This window comes from Bradyrhizobium sp. USDA 10063 (assembly GCF_054063735.1).
Genome location: NZ_JBSSGP010000002.1, coordinates 8,823,297 through 8,838,284, shown reverse-complemented (window position 1 = coordinate 8,838,284; position 14,988 = coordinate 8,823,297). Strand labels below are relative to the sequence as shown.

The following is a 14,988-nucleotide window of genomic DNA, read 5'->3' as shown; positions in this document are numbered from 1 at the left end:
CGGCGCTACCTTGCGGCCTGGCCGAGGTGAGATCGCAGCGTGCTGCCCTCGTATTCGCTCCGGAACAGCCCATTCTTCTGCAGGATCGGCACGACTTTCCCGACGAAATCCCCGAAGGTATCGGGAAGGAACGCGGGCGATACCACGAACCCGTCCGACGCGCCTGACGTGACGATTTCCGCCATCTGCTCGGCAACATCCTTTGCGGTTCCGACCAGCCTTGGGCACATGACACCCTGACCATAGATTCTGCCGGCATCCGCGATCGTGATCGATTGTCCGGCCGCGATGCTTTTCAATGCCGCGAGATTTCCCTGGCTTCCCGACGACTGAAGCTGCTCGACATTCTCGTCCAGCGAGAAATGAGAGAAATCCGCATTGGCGTGGGCAGCGAGGGTCGAAAGCCCGACCAGCGGGTTGACCAGCGAATCGTGAAGATCTCTCTTTTCTTCCGCTTCAGCCCGGCTCTCGCCGATGAACGGCATGATCGCCATCAGTACCTTGCTGGCATCGGGCGCCCGCCCGGCATCGACCAGCGCGACAGCGACGTCGTTCTTGAACTCCCGCATGCGCTCCAGGCTCGGCTGAAGCGCAAAGATCACCTCGGACCAGCGAGCCGCAAATGCCTTCCCCCTGCCGGACGATCCAGCCTGGATGATGACCGGCCGTCCTTGCGGACTGCGCGGAATGTTCAGAGGCCCGCGCGACTGAAACCATCGTCCCTTATGGTTCAGGTAGTGAACCTTGTCGGGGTCCGCATAGATTCCGTTTTCGCGGTCGAGCAGGAGGGCATCCCTGTCCCAACTGTCCCACAGGCCGAAGGCGACCTCCATGAATTCGTCGCCACGGTCATACCTCTCGTCGTGCCCGAGATGCGGAACGTCGCCGTAGTTCAGCGCTTCGCCGTCATTCATCGACGTGACGACATTCCACGCCGCGCGACCGGCCGAGATATGGTCCAGCGTGGCGAACTCACGCGCGATGTTGTAGGGCGCATCGTATGTGGTCGAGCGCGTCGCACCGAGGCCGATGCGGCTCGTGACCGCCGCAACCGCGCCGAGGATCGGCACCGGATCCATCCGCGTCGCATCCTGGTCCGCATGGCGGATGCCGGTCTCATGGCTGGCACCATATCGATCGGCAATGGCCAGCCGGTCTGCGAAGAACATGAAGTCGAACTTTCCCCGTTCCAGCAATCGCGCAATCCCGACGTAGTGATCGAGACTGAGAAAGTCCGTACGATGCTTTGGATTTCTCCAGATCGCGTGGCTGTGAACCACCGGCCCGGCGATCAGAAAACCGCAAAGGTGCATCCTGCTTGTTTTCGGCATGCGTCTCTCCCTTGGGGCGCAGCACTTGTTGCGCCCCCGTTTTAACGACTTGATTGATCGACCTGTAACGTCAGGTCAGGCTACGATCTCCACGATCTGGTTCTTGCCGGAGCGGATCACCTGATGAACAAACGACCGGTTGAGCTGATCGCCACGATCGTTGAAGTCCACGGTTGCGCCGGCGCCCACAAAATTGATCTTCTTGCCGGCGCGGACCATCTCCAGCGCCCGGACGATGTCGTCGACATCCTCGCCAGGCGGGTTGCAGACCTCGCGGATCGATTTGGCCCACACCGCCGCTTCCATGGATTTGGCGTGCTCCATCGCCAGCGCCGTCACGCATACCTGGTCATGGGTGTTTCCGGCGAACAGAAACACCGTTCCATCCGGAGCCCCCATCTCTTTGACGAATTTCTTGTACGCGGCCGATTCCAGCGGCGGGCCGGGCTGAAGGTGATGGATGCCCTCGGAGACCTCGTTCGGGACGCTCTTGATGAACGCACCGTCGGCGTCAGCGCCGGTTCCGAGCGCAACAATCTTGGAATGGAAGCCGCCGCGGTAGGCTTCCTTGGCGATCGCCACGAAATCCGTAAGCAGCGACGCGCAGAACACGCCGTCCGGTTCCGAGCCGAACGCCTTCTCCACTTCGGCGCGGTAGGACGCCTGATTGGGATTGTACATGACCACCTCGACGATGCTGCCGCCGCGCTTGGTCATCTCCTGCTTGAAGGGCTCGATCATCGCGACCACGAACGGATTCTGCTGCGCGAGAATGGCGACCCTCTTCAAGTTGAGGCTCGTCATGACCTTGGCGCCGGCCGGTCCCCATTGCGAACTCTTGGCCTGGAAGCGATAGACAAGGCCCTTGTTGTCGCCATCGGTGATGCCGTCGGCGGAGGCGGACACCATCTGCACCTTGCTGGCCGCAAGAATCAGCGGCTTCGCGGCGAGCGCCTCGGGGCTGCCCCAAAAGCCGCCGACGACCTCCACCTTGTTGACGTCAATCAGCTTGCGCGTCGCCGTGACGCTGGTCGTCGCGCTCGTCTCGGAATCCTCGATATAGAGTTGGAGCTTGCGGCCACCGAGCACCCCGCCGGCATCGTTGATCGTCTTCACGATGAGGTCCGCAGCCTTCTTCATATCAGGTCCATAGGGACCGGTGGCCCCAGTGAAGGGCAGCACCATTCCGATCGGAATCTCGCCCGCGCCCTGCGCGAAGCCGGGCCTTGCAGCGAGTCCCGCCAACGACGCGCCCATCATGCCAACGAGCTGGCGCCGATTGAGCATCCAATCCGACTTCGTCATCATTAAAGCTCCTGTGTCTGGGATTCCGATTCCCGTTGTTCGAAAGCCGCAAGCGCACGGCCATCGTCGATCTGCAGCGCGTCGTTGAAGCGGTTGAAGAATCCGGCGAGCGCGATACGCAGCGTGAGCTCCACGATCTGACTGTTGCTGAAGCGGGCGCGGAGGCGCTCGAACACACCGTCACGGATCTGGCCCGCCCTTTGCGTGACCAGCGTGGCGTATTCGATCACCAGCCGGTCGGTGTCATCAAAATCAGGATGGTCGACGGCCGGCAGCGTGGCGATCGCCGCATCCGAGATGCCCTCGATCCGCAGAACGGGAGAATGGCTCGCGACGCAGAAGGCGCAGGCGTTGAGCTTAGACGTTACGACGATGGCAAGCTCGACATAGCGCCAGGGCAGGCCACCCCTCGCCTTGAGCTCCATCAGCATGCGGTAGAGATGATCGAGAGCGGGAGGGACGTGAGCGAGAACCGCGGCCTGATCCTGAAACGGCCCGAATTTGACGAACCGCTCATAGACATCGGCCAAGGGCGCAGGCAACTCGTCGGATGATATTGGCTGAACGCGCGGCATCAATGCGTCTCCTCGCTGTCCGGGAAAAAGTCACGAATGCGTTGATGCGGCTCGGCCAGCAACCCTTGCGGGCGCAGAAGCAAAAGAAGGATGATGCCGAGACCGACAAGGCCGAGGCGCAACGCGGCAAGTTGCACGCCATCAACGATGCTCAACGTGTCCTTCAGGAAGCGCGTCGCCTCGATCAGGCTCATGATCGTGCAGGCGCCGATCAGCAGACCGAGATTCGATCCCCGCCCTCCGAGAATGACGGCCATAAAGGCATAGGCCGTGATGATGGAGGTGAACTGACCGGGATCGATGTAGGTGAGATAGAAGGCGTGGAGCGAGCCCGCGATCCCCATCACGGCGCCGCCGACCGCAAACGCCTTGATGCGAAGCAGAAGGACCGGCTTGCCCAGCGCGCTCGCCACCGTAGGGTCGTCGCGCACGGCCCGCAGCGCGCGGCCGAGCGGCGATCGCACCAGCGTTTCAAGCGCGGCGAACGTCAGGGCGACCAGCAACATCGCCAGGAACGGCAGAATTGCATCGTATTGCGTGACCGGAATGATCGAGGACAGCGGACGCGGAATGTTGGCAATTCCCAGCGCTCCTCCGGTCAGCCAATCCTCGTTGAGGAGCAGAATATTGATCACCTCGCCAAAGCCGATGGTGACGATGGCGAGGTAATCGTCGGCAAGACGTATCGAAAGGAACGCAAGGATCGTGCTCGCGGCGGCGCTTATCGCCACGGCGATGGCCATGGCTGGCAGCCATCCGACATGGGACACCGATAAAGCCGCTGTGTAGGCACCAAGCGCGACAAAGCCGACCACACCGAAATTGACCAGGCCGGCCACCCCCCATTGGAAGTTGAGGCCCAGCCCAACGAGGGCCGAGACGGATACCAGGACGATGACGGTGGACAGATAGACCATCATTTGCGCACCGCCTTTACCCCGAACAACCCGCGCGTCCGCATGAGCAGCAACAGAAGAATGATCGCGAAGCTGATAACCTGCCGGTAGTTGGTCGGCAGCACGAGGGTCGAGAGTTCCTCGGCGAGGCCAATGACAAGGGCACCGAAAACCGCTCCGATCGGGCTTCCGAGCCCGCCGAGAATCGCGGCGGCGAACACCGGAAGCTGGTAGCTCCACCCGAGCAGCGGATCGACGGCGCGGTCGAGCCCCGCCAGAACCCCCGACAGCCCCAGAAGCACGCCCGACAGCGCCCATGTGATGCGCGCCACCGTGTTGCGTTCGATGCCGCGAACCGCCGCAAGCGCGGGGTTATCCGCCGTTGCTCGCATGGCGCGGCCGAGCGGCGAGACCGAAAGCAGAAGCTGGACGATGATGACGCAAAGAATCACGGTCACCGCCGTCACGATCTGCTCATGATTGATCCGCAGGCCATTCCAACGGATCGGCCGCGCAATTTCGATGTCGAAGTTGCGGGTGGAATTGCCGAACACGAACCGGCACGCGTTCTCGAGAACGAGCGAGAGGCCGAGCGAGGCGACCAGCAAAGCGATCGAACCGGCGTCGCGCAGTCGTTCAAAGATCAATCGGTCGCAGACGATGGCCAGTCCGGCGGCAATTACGGCGGCGGCCGCAGCCGCGACGAACAGGGGCGCGCCGACTTGATGATTCATGACCCAGGCGGCGTAGCCTCCGAACGTCAGCGTCGCGCCGACGGCGAAGTTCGGAAATTTCAGGATGCCGAATACCGTGGTGAGCGCGAGCGCCGGAAGCGCGAGCAATAACCCGGAAACGAGACCGTTGATGATCAATTGGCCGAACATGCGCTACTGCATCCTTGCAAAAAACAGATCGGCCAGATCGGCATTCGATATGTCGGACGCGCGGGTCTGCAGGATCTTGCGGCCGGCCACCAGCACCATCACTTCATCGGCGATGCGCAGCGCGGCGGCCACGTTCTGTTCGACCAGAAGCACGGCCACGCCGGCTTCCCGTACGCGGGCAACGGCTTCCATCGTCTCGCCGACGGATTTCGGCGACAGCCCGGCGGTCGGCTCGTCGAGCAAAAGGACCTCGGGGTTGGACAGCAAGGCACAGGCGAACGCCAGCATTTGCCGCTGTCCGCCGGATAGATTCCCGGCAAGCGTCTTGGGCCTTCGGCCGATCTCCGGAAACAGCGACAGCACCTGGGCTTCCTGCGCCGGGCCAACACCGCTGCGGCCGCGCAGGAATTCTGTCGCGAGCTTCAGATTTTCCCGGATCGTCAGATTGCGAAAGACGTTCTCCTCCTGGGGAACATAGGCCAGCCCCGCCATGACGCGCTTCGCCGGCGACAGCGTAGTGACAGCTTTGCCCGTCACCTCGATCGACCCTTCCCGCGAGCGCAGCAGGCCTGCCAGCGTCTTTACGAACGAGGACTTCCCGGAACCGTTCGGGCCGATGACCGCGAGGATCGTCTCGGGAGGCTGATTGAGCGTGATCCCGCGCACAATGTCGCCACCGCCGGGATATCCGGCGCGAAGATCACGAATCGAAAGAGCCGGGATGATGTGGTCCGGATTCACAGCGCCATCCCCAGATAGGCATCGATCACGCGTTGATCGGCCGTGACGTCGGCGAAAGAACCGGAGACCAGCGCCGTGCCTTCCGCCATGACATGAACGTCGTGGCAGACTTCGCTGATCAGATGCATATCGTGTTCGACCAAGGCGAACGAGACGCCCTCCGCATTCAGTTCCTTGATCAGCCGGATGATGTCCTTGAGCAGAGGCGGTGCCACGCCAGCCGCCGGCTCATCAAGAAGGATGAACTTGGGATCGAGCAGAAGCGCGCGGGCGATCTCGAGCAGCTTCTTCTGACCGCCTGACAGGGCTGCCGCGGATTGATCGGCCACGCGCCAAAGCCCCAGCCGCTGCAATACCTCGCGCGCCTTGAGCGCGTTCTTCTGATCCTGCCGCTTGACGAGCGGCCGCGCAAACAACGCGCCGCCTATCCGCTCTCCGATCTGACGGGGCGGCGAAAGCAGAAGATTCTCGAGCACGGTGAGACCGCGCAGCTCTCTGACGATCTGAAACGTTCGGACCAGACCGAGCGATGCGATCCGATGCATCGGCAAGCCGGTCACGTCATGGCCTTCGAACGCGACCGAACCCCGGTCGGGCTTCACCAGGCCGGTGACCGTGTTCAGCAGCGTGGTCTTGCCCGCTCCATTGGGACCAATGATGCCGGTGATGCGCCCCTTTGCAAACGACAGCGAGCAATCGTGCAGGGCCGCGACACCGCCGAAATGCTTGCTGAGATGCTCAACTCTCAGGAAGGCGCTCACCAGCCACGACTCCCCGGAACATCCGGCATCACGCCTCGCTCGCGCGGGTCATGACAGCCCCAAACACCGCCCCATCGCACCTGATTAAAACTTGAACACATCCGCTTTTATCGTGTGCACGCACAAATTTGACCCTTTGCGGACGTTAGATTTCGCCCCGCCCGCAAGCAAATTTATTGTGCTTCGCGAGAAGCAAAGTTCTATTTATGATTTGGCCATGGGTCGCCCGCTCGAGATCAACCTCCTTCGCACGTTCGTCATGCTTGTCGAGGAACAGAGCGTGACGCGCGTGGCGCGACGGCTCAATCGAACTCAGCCGGCAATCAGTCTTCAGCTCGGCCGCTTAAGCGATGCGGTGGGACGTCCGCTGTTCGAACGAGACCTTCGCCACCCCCGTCTCACGCGGCATGGAGAGATGCTATTGCCGTACGCGCGCCAGATGCTGAAGATGCACGACGATGCATATTCGCGCCTTTCGAGTGAGGAGATTGCCGGACGCGTGACTCTCGGCTGCCCGGATCTCTATGCAGCGTTCCTGTTGCCCGAGACGCTCGCAAGCTTCAGGGCCGCGTATCCCGGGATCGAGGTCACGGTCCGCTGCGCGCTCAGTGCGCAGCTCTCCGAGGAAATTTCGGCCGGACGGCTCGACGTCGCCCTGGCAACACGGATGCCCACCGTTCACCCCAACGTCTCAAGCATCACGCTTCTGCGTCATGAGCCGCTGGTCTGGCTTGGCGCGAAATCGGGACGCGCGTTTCAGGAGAAACCATTGCCGCTGGCGCTGCTTCCTGAGGGCAATCTCTATCGGGACTACGCCTTGCAGGCACTCAATAACGCGGGCCGGGCGTGGCGTATCGCCTGCGTTTCGGAAAGCATCGCCGGGATGGAGGCGATGGCGCTGGCAGATGCGGCCGTCATCGTGCTTGCGAAGTCGGTCAAGGTCGCGGGGTTGCGCCGCCTGACCGAACAGGACGGAATGCCGCCGCTGCCACCTGTCGAACTCGTGCTTTGGCGGCGCAAGACCGGAGCGTTTCCGGCCGCGGATCATCTGGCGGCTCATATCGAGCGCGATGTCGGCGCAAATCCGGCGCGTCGACGTCAAGCCGAACTTGTCGACGCTTTCTGACGACCCTCTCTGAGAGAAACATCAGCGCGGCTGGATGACGTCCCGCATCAGGCGGCCTCGTCTCGCAGGTGATACCAGCCATAGAGCATCCGCTGTCCTATACGGCGAAACGGCGCGAACGGATGCCCCGGCAGCGGCGAGGTGAAGATCGGCAGGTCCTGGCCGGTGAAATTTTTCCCGGCGATCATCTGCGCCATGCGTCGGCCCGCTTGCGCCGAATAGGAAACGCCGTTGCCGCCATAGCCGAGCGCATAGACGAGCGCCTGCTTCGGGTCGGGGCGGAAAATGCGCGGCATCATGTCATGGCTGACATCGACCCAGCCCCACCAGGAGTAATCGATCTGGATGCCGCGCAGCGACGGGAACTTCCGATTGAGCCCCTCGATGAGAAGCTGAAGATGCTTGGGGTGAGCCGCGTCGGCGCCGGTGATGGCGCTGCGGCTGCCGATCTGAACGCGATTGTCCGGCAGCAGGCGATAGTAGAAACGAAGCGTTCTCGTGTCGGTGATGACCTGCTTGGTGCGAAAGCCGGTGGCTTCCAGCTCTGCGGCGGTCAGCGGCCGGGTGACGATCGAGTTGGAGAGGATCGGCATGCAGCGGCCCTGCAGCACCGGCGTCAAACCGAGCGAGGTATAGGCGCCCGTCGCGATCGCCACCGCGCGCGCCTTGACCGTGCCGCCCGGCGTCTTCAGGAGAAACGCTCCACCGCGCGGCTCGATGTGGAGAACCGGGCTTGCCGGATGCACGCGCGCTCCGAGATCGCGCGCCATCCTGAGATAGCCGAACGCAAGTTTCGCCGGATGGACGCCGATTCCAAGCGGTTCGTGAACCGCGCCGGCCGCTTCCGCATCGGCGACGAAATCGCGGCGCACGTCCTCGCGCGACAGGATACGCGTCGCGCAGCCGAAAACGTCGTTCAGGACTTTCGATTCGGCGGCGATCTTCTCCAGGCTGCGCCGGCGATGCGCGATATAGAGGTGCCCGCCCGGCTGCGGCTCGCAATCGATCGGGCTCCGGCGAACCAGTTCTTCGAACGTTACAAACCCGTCTTCGATTTCAGCATGCATGCGGCGGGCGACATCCACGCCCCAGCGGGCGATCCACTGCGAATGCGTCAGCCGGCCCGCGGCATTCTGCGCCTGACCTCCATTGCGCGTGCTGCATCCCCAGGCGATGCGATTGGCTTCCAGCACGGTGGCCTTGATGCCGAACTCGCGCGCGAGAAAGATTGCGCAGGCAAGGCCAGTGTAACCCGATCCGATGATCGCGACATCGGCATCGGTATCGCCAACGATCGGACCGTCGGTTTCCGGCGGCGTTCCTGCGGTCGCGACCCAGTAGGTCGGCGCATAGTCCCGGTTGCGCCCCGGACCGTCGGAGACCAGAGGATCGTAGTGGGGATCGTAGGCCACGGTCGGCGCGGTCACCTGCACGTTCATTGCAGCAAGGTCTCCTCCGTTGCGAGCGCGGGCAACAACGGACGATCCTTCCGGAACGCACTCTTGGCCCAGATCTTGTCGCCGCGGAAAGCGAACAGGTCACAACCTTCCGCTTCGATACGTTGGCCATCCTTGGTCGTGGCGCGAAAGATCCATTCGGAAATTCCACGATCACCGAACACGGCGTGGCGCGTGCACTGCCAGCTCACGTCAGGCATGCTGGTCCAGGTATTCTCGAACGCGGCGCGGACCTCCTTGGTTCCGATCAGACGGCGGCCGCAGATGTCAGGACCGGCGGCGGCATCGAATACGATGTCGTCCGTCATGCAGGCCATAACGGCAGAACCATCGTGGCGGTTGAAGGCCGCGAACAATGCTTCAAGAAGATTTCGCCTGAGGGTTTCGAGTGTCGGCATGTCGTTTTTCCCGCTGGCCAGCAGACGCCAAGGCTTTGGCGTCAGGCGGCTCGCTCGCAACCTGCCACAGGCCAAACACCGCCCTTAGAACCAGATCGGCCGATCTTCTGTGACCAGAACTGGCCCGATGATAAGGCTCCGGCTGGCCCCTTCGACCGGCGCCGCCTTCAAGCAATCTGCGCTAGAGCATGATCCGGAAAAGTGGAAACCGGTTTTCCCTGCAACAAACGCGAAGCGTTTGCGCCGAGATCATGCTCAAACAAGAGATGAGATCACGATCCGATTCCGTCTATTCGGATCATGATCTAAGGGCGTCTCGATACCGGAACGCTTCAATTGAAAAGCGCTCGCCGTCGATGCGCGGTGATGGATGGGCATGTTTGATCTCACTGCGCGCCTGCACGACCTCGCCGCCTCGGCGTCGCTGACGCCGACTGTCCTCGTTGCGACTACGTCATCCGTCTTGGCCGCGGCGTTGTTGCGCGGATTTACCGGCTTCGGCTTCGCGTTGGCGGCGGTCCCCCTGCTCGGCATGTTCATGCCGCCATCAAAATCCGTTCCGATCGCGATCTGCCTGCAGTTCATGGGCAGTGCGTTGGACTTTCCGCGCGCCCGTCAGCATGGCCATTGGCCGTCGCTGCGCTGGCTGATCGTGGGAGCCGTCGCCGGATCTCCTGTAGGCGCGCTGGCGCTGAGCGTGGTGCCCGCGTCAGTAGCGCGCATCCTGATTGCCGGCATCACCATCGCGGCTGTGATTGCGCTCAATGGAGGCGCCCGCGTGGCGCAGACGCCGTCGAGGGCGATGACGATGCTGGTCGGCCTGATCTGTGGGCTTTTCAACGGACTGGCGGCTATGCCGGGCCCGCCTGTCGTCATGTACTATATGTCGGGGCCGTTCGGCCGCGTGGCAGCGCGGGCTTCGCTCATGGTGTTTTTCCTGGCCACCTCCATCGCCGCGCTGATCAGCACGGCGTTGGTCGGCTTGCTCGACCAGCGATCCCTGCTTCTTTCACTGTTGGCGCTGCCCATCATGCTTGCGGGCACCTGGATCGGCGAGCAGGCGTTCCGGCGCGGCAGCGACACGCTGCATCGCCAGGTCTCGATCGCAAGCCTCGGACTGATCGCAATCGGCAGTGCGATCAAGGGCGTGAGCGAACTGATGTGACGGGGTTCAGCGGCCCGCGACCACCGATCCGAGGCGTTCCATTCCAGGCTCGATCCGGTCGGTCCGGATTGACGAGAAACCGAGCCGGAAGCAGTGACGGGTTGCCGATTCATGCATCGAAAAGACATCGCCCGGCTCGATCACGACTCCTTTGGCGCGGGCGGCCTCGGCCAATTGCGTGGTGTCGGTGCCGTCGGGACAGGAAACCCAGTAGTTCGTGCTGCCGGCCGCGCGCGTCCAATCGCAGTTCGGAAGGAATTGCGGCAGCAGCCGGTCGAGCAGCTTCGCCCGCTCCAGCAGCACGCGGGCGACCTGTTGCAGGTGTGAGCGGTAATGACCGAGGCCGATGAACAGCGCCGCAACGCGCTGATTATTCAGAGGCGGATGGCGAAGCATGAGCCGCCGCAGCGCCCGCAATTCGCGAATGACAGGCGCAGGCGCCACGACGTAACCCAGCCGCAGGCCGGGCGCCAGGGCTTTCGAAAGGCTGCCGACATAGAGCACGGTCTGGTCGACATCGAGACTCATCAAAGGCGGCAAGCTGCTGCCCTCGGGAATCAATTCGCTCTCGTAGTCGTCCTCGATCAGCAGGATGTCCCGCGCCCTGGCGATCCTGAGCAACTCGCGACGCCGCTCGAGCGACATCGAGACCGCGGTAGGGCATTGATGGCTGGCGGTCACATAGGCGAGCTTGCAGCGCTCGAATGCGTCATCGGGAACCAACCCCTGCTCATCGGTGCGCAGCGGCAGGACGCTTGAGGTGAGCATGCCGAAAATATTGCGGGCATCCGGGTAGCCGGGATCCTCCATCCCCACGGGCGTATCCGCGACCACGAACAGCTTGGCGATGAGATAGAGCGCATGCTGGGCGCCGATCGTCATCATGATCTCGTCGGATCGGGCGCGGATGCCGCGGCGCGGCAGCACCTGGCGCTGCAACTGCTCGATCAGGGCAGGATCATCACCATCGATCATGTCTCTTGCCCAGTTGTTGATTTCCGGGACGCTCAACGCTGCTCGCGCGCTTTCACGCCAGTCGTTGGTCGGAAACAGGCTCGGATCGAACTGCCCAAAAATGAAGGGATATGGATAGCTCTGCCAATCGAGCGGCTTGACGATGTTCCGAAACTGCGACGGGCGCAGCGCAAAGCGCTCGGTCCAGCGGCTCTCGTCGCTGCCCGCCGCTGCAAGGCCGTTGCCAGGCGGCGGCCCAATGTGCTTCGGCAGGCCCGCGACGAAATAGCCGCTGCGTTCCCGCGACACCAGAAAGTTCTGATCCACGAGCTGCTCATAGGCGATGACGATCGTGTTCCGCGATACCTTGAGCAGCGCGGCAAGATCGCGGCTCGACGGCATGCGGACTCCGAGCGGCAGGCGACCATCCTCGATCGCCGTCACAATCATTCGCCGTATCTGGAGTTGCAGGAACGCGCCGGACCGGTCCAGGCCCTGAAACAGCGAATTCCAGAACAGAAGGTCGCTCGGCGGAAGGACGCTGACCTGTCCCGTCGCCTCACGCCGACGCAATGGCACCAACTTACCCATCGAAATCCCTTGCGGATAAACCTCCGCAGTTGACCCGCAGTGACAGCAAAATGGAAGCAAAATCCGCGCCATAGCAGAACATCAAGGGGCGGATGCATGCCCCTGGCCCCATTTGTGCATGGCATCTGGCGCTTATCTGAACCCGCCCCGCGCATCAGGCTCGCAGCATCGAGCTTGGGAGTGCAAGAGTGAGCCAGGACACCGTCGTCTTCGCGGCGCGCAAGATCGTGACCATGAACCCATCACGGCCGCTCGCGACCCATGTCGCGGTGCGCGACGGACGTATCGTGGCGGTCGGCGATGAGGCCGAGATCGCGCAGTTTGCCAGAGGCGCGACATTCGACGACCGCTTCAGCAACAAGGTTCTGCTTCCGGGGTTCGTGGAAGGCCATAGCCACATCATGGAAGGGATGATGTGGTCGCTACCCTATATCGGGGCCGGTGATCGCCGCTCGCCGGAAGGGAAACTGGTTGCCGGCGTCGGCTCGATCGATGCCATCGTCGCACGGCTGAAGGGGGCGGAGGCCGCCATCGGGGACGCTACCACGCCGCTGTTTGCCTGGGGGTTTGACCCCCTGCATATCGGCGGCCGCATGCTGACGCGGCGGGATCTCGACCGGGTCTCGACGACCCGGCCGGTCATGGTGATCCACGCCAGCTTCCACATCAGCAATGTCAATACCATCATTCTGGAGCAGACCGAGCTGCTCCGCGCCATCGACATTTCCGGCGTCGTTGCCGGCGCCGACGGGCTGGCGAGCGGTGAACTGCAGGGCATTGCCGCGCGTTTTCGCGTGTTCCGCGCACTCGGCGGCAATCCGTTGTCCGGAAATCTGACGCTCGCCGACGTCACCCGCTATGCCAATTCGGCCTGTGTGCAGGGCGTGACCACGATCACCGACTTGCACAACGATCTGGTCGACCAGACCGTCGACCTCTATCGGACGGCGACGACACAACCTGATTTCGGCGTGAGGCTGGTGCCGGCACTCGCCTCGGTCTCGCATTCGCCCGAACAGGCCATCGCCAAGATCGCGGCCTTGCGCGAGAGCAACAACGACAAGCTGCACTATGGCATCGTCAAGCTCGTGGTCGACGGCTCGATCCAGGGTTTTACCGCGCGGCTGCGTTGGCCGGGCTATCACAACGGCGCGCCCAATGGCCTTTGGTACATCGCACCGGAACAGCTCCCGCAGCTTGTCGACACCTATCACAAAGCAGGCATTCAGCTTCACATCCACACCAATGGCGACGAAGCGACCGAGCTGGCGCTGGACGCGATCGAGGCCGCCCAGACCGCGATGCCTCGCCCCGATCACCGCCACACCCTGCAGCACTGTCAGATGGCGGACGCTGCGCTGTTCCGCCGCATGAAGGCGCTCGGCGTCTGCGCCAACCTGTTCGCTAACCACCTCTATTACTGGGGCGATGCACACTACGAATTGACGATGGGGCCCGAGCGCGCCGCGCGGCTGGACGCGACGGGAACGGCGCAACGAATCGGCGTGCCCTTCGCGATCCACTCCGATGCCCCGGTGACCCCGCTCGGGCCGTTGTTCACGGCCTGGTGCGCCGTCAACCGCGTCTCGTCCTCGGGCCGCAGGCTTGGCTGCGAGACCGAGGCGCTTACGGTCGAGCAGGCGCTTGCGGCGATCACGATCGGGCCAGCCTACACGCTGAAGCTCGACGACATGATCGGCAGCATCGAGTGCGGCAAATATGCGGATTTCGCCGTGCTCGAGGAGGACCCGCTTGCGGTTGCGCCAGACAAGCTGAAGGACATCGCGGTCTGGGGAACGGTCGTGGGCGGCAAGGTACGAAAGGCCCCGCGCGCATGAGGCGAGCGACGCCCATTCCTGTCACCGTGATCGGCGGATTCCTCGGCGCAGGCAAGACCACCTTCCTCAATCGCCTGCTCGCGACCGCGACCGCACGCTATGCCGTGCTGGTCAACGATTTCGGCGAGATCAATGTGGACGCCGCCTTGATCGAACGCCATGACGGGACCACGTTGTCGCTCGCCAATGGCTGCGTCTGCTGCAGCATTGGCTCCGGCTTCCTCGAAACGCTTGGGAAGCTCCTGGATGGTGGCGAGAGCTTCGAGCGCATCGTGATCGAAGCAAGCGGCGTCGGCGATCCCTGGCGGATTGCCGAGATCGCGCTGGTCGAGCCCGACCTGCGGCTCGACGGGGTCATCGTCCTTGCCGACGCGACGCGGATCACGGAGCTGATCGATGACCGCCGCGTCGGAGACACGGTTCGCTGTCAATTCGCCAAATGCGACGTGGTCTTGCTCAGCAAGAGCGACCTCGCGGACGAAGTTGCGCGGCAGGCCGCCCGATCCGCGATCAAGGCCGTGCGGCCGGATGCGCCTATCGAAATGCTCTCGCACGACACGAGGCCCGACCTGTTGCTGACGGCGGGAAGCCGAAGGTCGCGCTTCCGTGCCGACGGCGTCGCGGACGGCACGCTCGATCACGAAGAGAATTTCAGGCGCTGGACCTACCGGCGGGACGGCGCGTTCGACCCGAGCCGGCTGGCCGCGGCAATCGAAGCGCTGCCGCCGCAGCTATTGCGCCTCAAAGGCGCATGTCGCGTCGCAGGCGACGCCGAGCCACTGGTATTTCAGATGGTTTCAAGAGACTGGTCATTGTCGCCTGCGGCTTGCGGGGATCTCGACCCGGGACCGATTGCGCTTGTCGGAATAGGGACGCCCGACCTGCCCTCCGACGCCGATCTTGCGGCCATTCTCGATGGTGCGCTCGCGCGATCCTTTGTTGCATGAGCAGCAAGGCGAGCATGTT

General features: G+C 63.1%; 14 protein-coding genes. 4 read left to right on the top strand and 10 right to left on the bottom strand.

The window, feature by feature from the left end:
• Positions 1 to 5: 5 nt before the first annotated feature.
• The 7 genes from ACVJGD_RS43230 to ACVJGD_RS43200 form a co-directional block, all read right to left on the bottom strand.
• Positions 6 to 1,331, bottom strand: a complete 1,326-nt coding sequence (locus tag ACVJGD_RS43230; RefSeq protein WP_456639783.1) for an LLM class flavin-dependent oxidoreductase — start codon at positions 1,329 to 1,331, stop codon at positions 6 to 8.
• A gap of 75 nt (positions 1,332 to 1,406) precedes the next feature.
• On the bottom strand, positions 1,407 to 2,639 hold the full coding sequence (locus ACVJGD_RS43225; RefSeq protein WP_456639782.1) for an ABC transporter substrate-binding protein: 1,233 nt from the start codon (positions 2,637 to 2,639) through the stop codon (positions 1,407 to 1,409).
• Positions 2,639 to 3,211 carry a carboxymuconolactone decarboxylase family protein gene (locus tag ACVJGD_RS43220; protein WP_456639781.1) on the bottom strand — a complete coding sequence of 191 codons (573 nt, stop codon included), beginning with the start codon at positions 3,209 to 3,211 and terminating at the stop codon, positions 2,639 to 2,641. The genes ACVJGD_RS43225 and ACVJGD_RS43220 overlap by 1 nt, the downstream gene beginning before the upstream one ends.
• The gene (locus ACVJGD_RS43215; protein WP_456639780.1) at positions 3,211 to 4,131 is read right to left on the bottom strand and encodes a branched-chain amino acid ABC transporter permease; all 921 of its coding nucleotides are present in this window, start codon (positions 4,129 to 4,131) and stop codon (positions 3,211 to 3,213) included. The genes ACVJGD_RS43220 and ACVJGD_RS43215 overlap by 1 nt, the downstream gene beginning before the upstream one ends.
• Positions 4,128 to 4,991, bottom strand: a complete 864-nt coding sequence (locus ACVJGD_RS43210) for a branched-chain amino acid ABC transporter permease (protein WP_456639779.1) — start codon at positions 4,989 to 4,991, stop codon at positions 4,128 to 4,130. The genes ACVJGD_RS43215 and ACVJGD_RS43210 overlap by 4 nt, the downstream gene beginning before the upstream one ends.
• 3 nt (positions 4,992 to 4,994) lie before the next feature.
• Positions 4,995 to 5,732 (bottom strand): branched-chain amino acid ABC transporter ATP-binding protein, encoded by a 738-nt coding sequence (locus ACVJGD_RS43205; RefSeq protein ID WP_456639778.1) that lies wholly within the window; start codon positions 5,730 to 5,732, stop codon positions 4,995 to 4,997.
• Positions 5,729 to 6,493 carry an ABC transporter ATP-binding protein gene (locus ACVJGD_RS43200; protein WP_456639777.1) on the bottom strand — a complete coding sequence of 255 codons (765 nt, stop codon included), beginning with the start codon at positions 6,491 to 6,493 and terminating at the stop codon, positions 5,729 to 5,731. The genes ACVJGD_RS43205 and ACVJGD_RS43200 overlap by 4 nt, the downstream gene beginning before the upstream one ends.
• A 217-nt stretch (positions 6,494 to 6,710) precedes the next feature.
• On the opposite strand from ACVJGD_RS43200, the gene ACVJGD_RS43195 reads away from it, so the two are divergent.
• Positions 6,711 to 7,619 (top strand): LysR substrate-binding domain-containing protein, encoded by a 909-nt coding sequence (locus tag ACVJGD_RS43195; protein ID WP_456639776.1) that lies wholly within the window; start codon positions 6,711 to 6,713, stop codon positions 7,617 to 7,619.
• A 47-nt stretch (positions 7,620 to 7,666) separates the two neighbouring features.
• On the opposite strand, the gene ACVJGD_RS43190 is transcribed toward ACVJGD_RS43195, so the two are convergent.
• Positions 7,667 to 9,058, bottom strand: a complete 1,392-nt coding sequence (locus tag ACVJGD_RS43190; RefSeq protein ID WP_456639775.1) for an NAD(P)/FAD-dependent oxidoreductase — start codon at positions 9,056 to 9,058, stop codon at positions 7,667 to 7,669.
• On the bottom strand, positions 9,055 to 9,474 hold the full coding sequence (locus ACVJGD_RS43185) for a nuclear transport factor 2 family protein (protein ID WP_456639774.1): 420 nt from the start codon (positions 9,472 to 9,474) through the stop codon (positions 9,055 to 9,057). Before ACVJGD_RS43185 ends, ACVJGD_RS43190 begins: the two co-directional genes overlap by 4 nt.
• A gap of 376 nt (positions 9,475 to 9,850) precedes the next feature.
• Here ACVJGD_RS43185 and ACVJGD_RS43180 point away from each other — a divergent pair, with 376 nt between their 5' ends.
• Positions 9,851 to 10,639 (top strand): sulfite exporter TauE/SafE family protein, encoded by a 789-nt coding sequence (locus tag ACVJGD_RS43180; protein WP_456639773.1) that lies wholly within the window; start codon positions 9,851 to 9,853, stop codon positions 10,637 to 10,639.
• 6 nt (positions 10,640 to 10,645) lie between these two features.
• Here ACVJGD_RS43180 and pdxR read toward each other — a convergent pair whose 3' ends face one another.
• Positions 10,646 to 12,184, bottom strand: a complete 1,539-nt coding sequence (pdxR, locus tag ACVJGD_RS43175) for a MocR-like pyridoxine biosynthesis transcription factor PdxR (protein WP_456639772.1) — start codon at positions 12,182 to 12,184, stop codon at positions 10,646 to 10,648.
• 188 nt (positions 12,185 to 12,372) lie between these two features.
• Between pdxR and ACVJGD_RS43170 the strand changes: the two genes are divergently transcribed.
• On the top strand, positions 12,373 to 14,022 hold the full coding sequence (locus ACVJGD_RS43170; protein WP_456639771.1) for an amidohydrolase: 1,650 nt from the start codon (positions 12,373 to 12,375) through the stop codon (positions 14,020 to 14,022).
• Positions 14,019 to 14,969: a CobW family GTP-binding protein gene (locus ACVJGD_RS43165; protein WP_456639770.1), complete on the top strand. Its 951-nt coding sequence runs from the start codon at positions 14,019 to 14,021 to the stop codon at positions 14,967 to 14,969. The genes ACVJGD_RS43170 and ACVJGD_RS43165 overlap by 4 nt, the downstream gene beginning before the upstream one ends.
• Positions 14,970 to 14,988 lie beyond the last annotated feature (19 nt).

Bases quoted from the DNA above. Each gene is read 5' to 3' on its own strand.
- ACVJGD_RS43190 (WP_456639775.1), bottom strand. From the start codon at position 9,058: ATGAACGTGCAGGTGACCGCGCCGACCGTGGCCTACGATCCCCACTAC.
- ACVJGD_RS43185 (WP_456639774.1), bottom strand. From the start codon at position 9,474: ATGCCGACACTCGAAACCCTCAGGCGAAATCTTCTTGAAGCATTGTTC.
- ACVJGD_RS43180 (WP_456639773.1), top strand. From the start codon at position 9,851: ATGTTTGATCTCACTGCGCGCCTGCACGACCTCGCCGCCTCGGCGTCG.
- ACVJGD_RS43195 (WP_456639776.1), top strand. From the start codon at position 6,711: ATGGGTCGCCCGCTCGAGATCAACCTCCTTCGCACGTTCGTCATGCTT.
- ACVJGD_RS43215 (WP_456639780.1), bottom strand. From the start codon at position 4,131: ATGATGGTCTATCTGTCCACCGTCATCGTCCTGGTATCCGTCTCGGCC.
- ACVJGD_RS43220 (WP_456639781.1), bottom strand. From the start codon at position 3,211: ATGCCGCGCGTTCAGCCAATATCATCCGACGAGTTGCCTGCGCCCTTG.
- ACVJGD_RS43210 (WP_456639779.1), bottom strand. From the start codon at position 4,991: ATGTTCGGCCAATTGATCATCAACGGTCTCGTTTCCGGGTTATTGCTC.
- ACVJGD_RS43225 (WP_456639782.1), bottom strand. From the start codon at position 2,639: ATGATGACGAAGTCGGATTGGATGCTCAATCGGCGCCAGCTCGTTGGC.
- pdxR (WP_456639772.1), bottom strand. From the start codon at position 12,184: ATGGGTAAGTTGGTGCCATTGCGTCGGCGTGAGGCGACGGGACAGGTC.
- ACVJGD_RS43165 (WP_456639770.1), top strand. From the start codon at position 14,019: ATGAGGCGAGCGACGCCCATTCCTGTCACCGTGATCGGCGGATTCCTC.
- ACVJGD_RS43230 (WP_456639783.1), bottom strand. From the start codon at position 1,331: ATGCCGAAAACAAGCAGGATGCACCTTTGCGGTTTTCTGATCGCCGGG.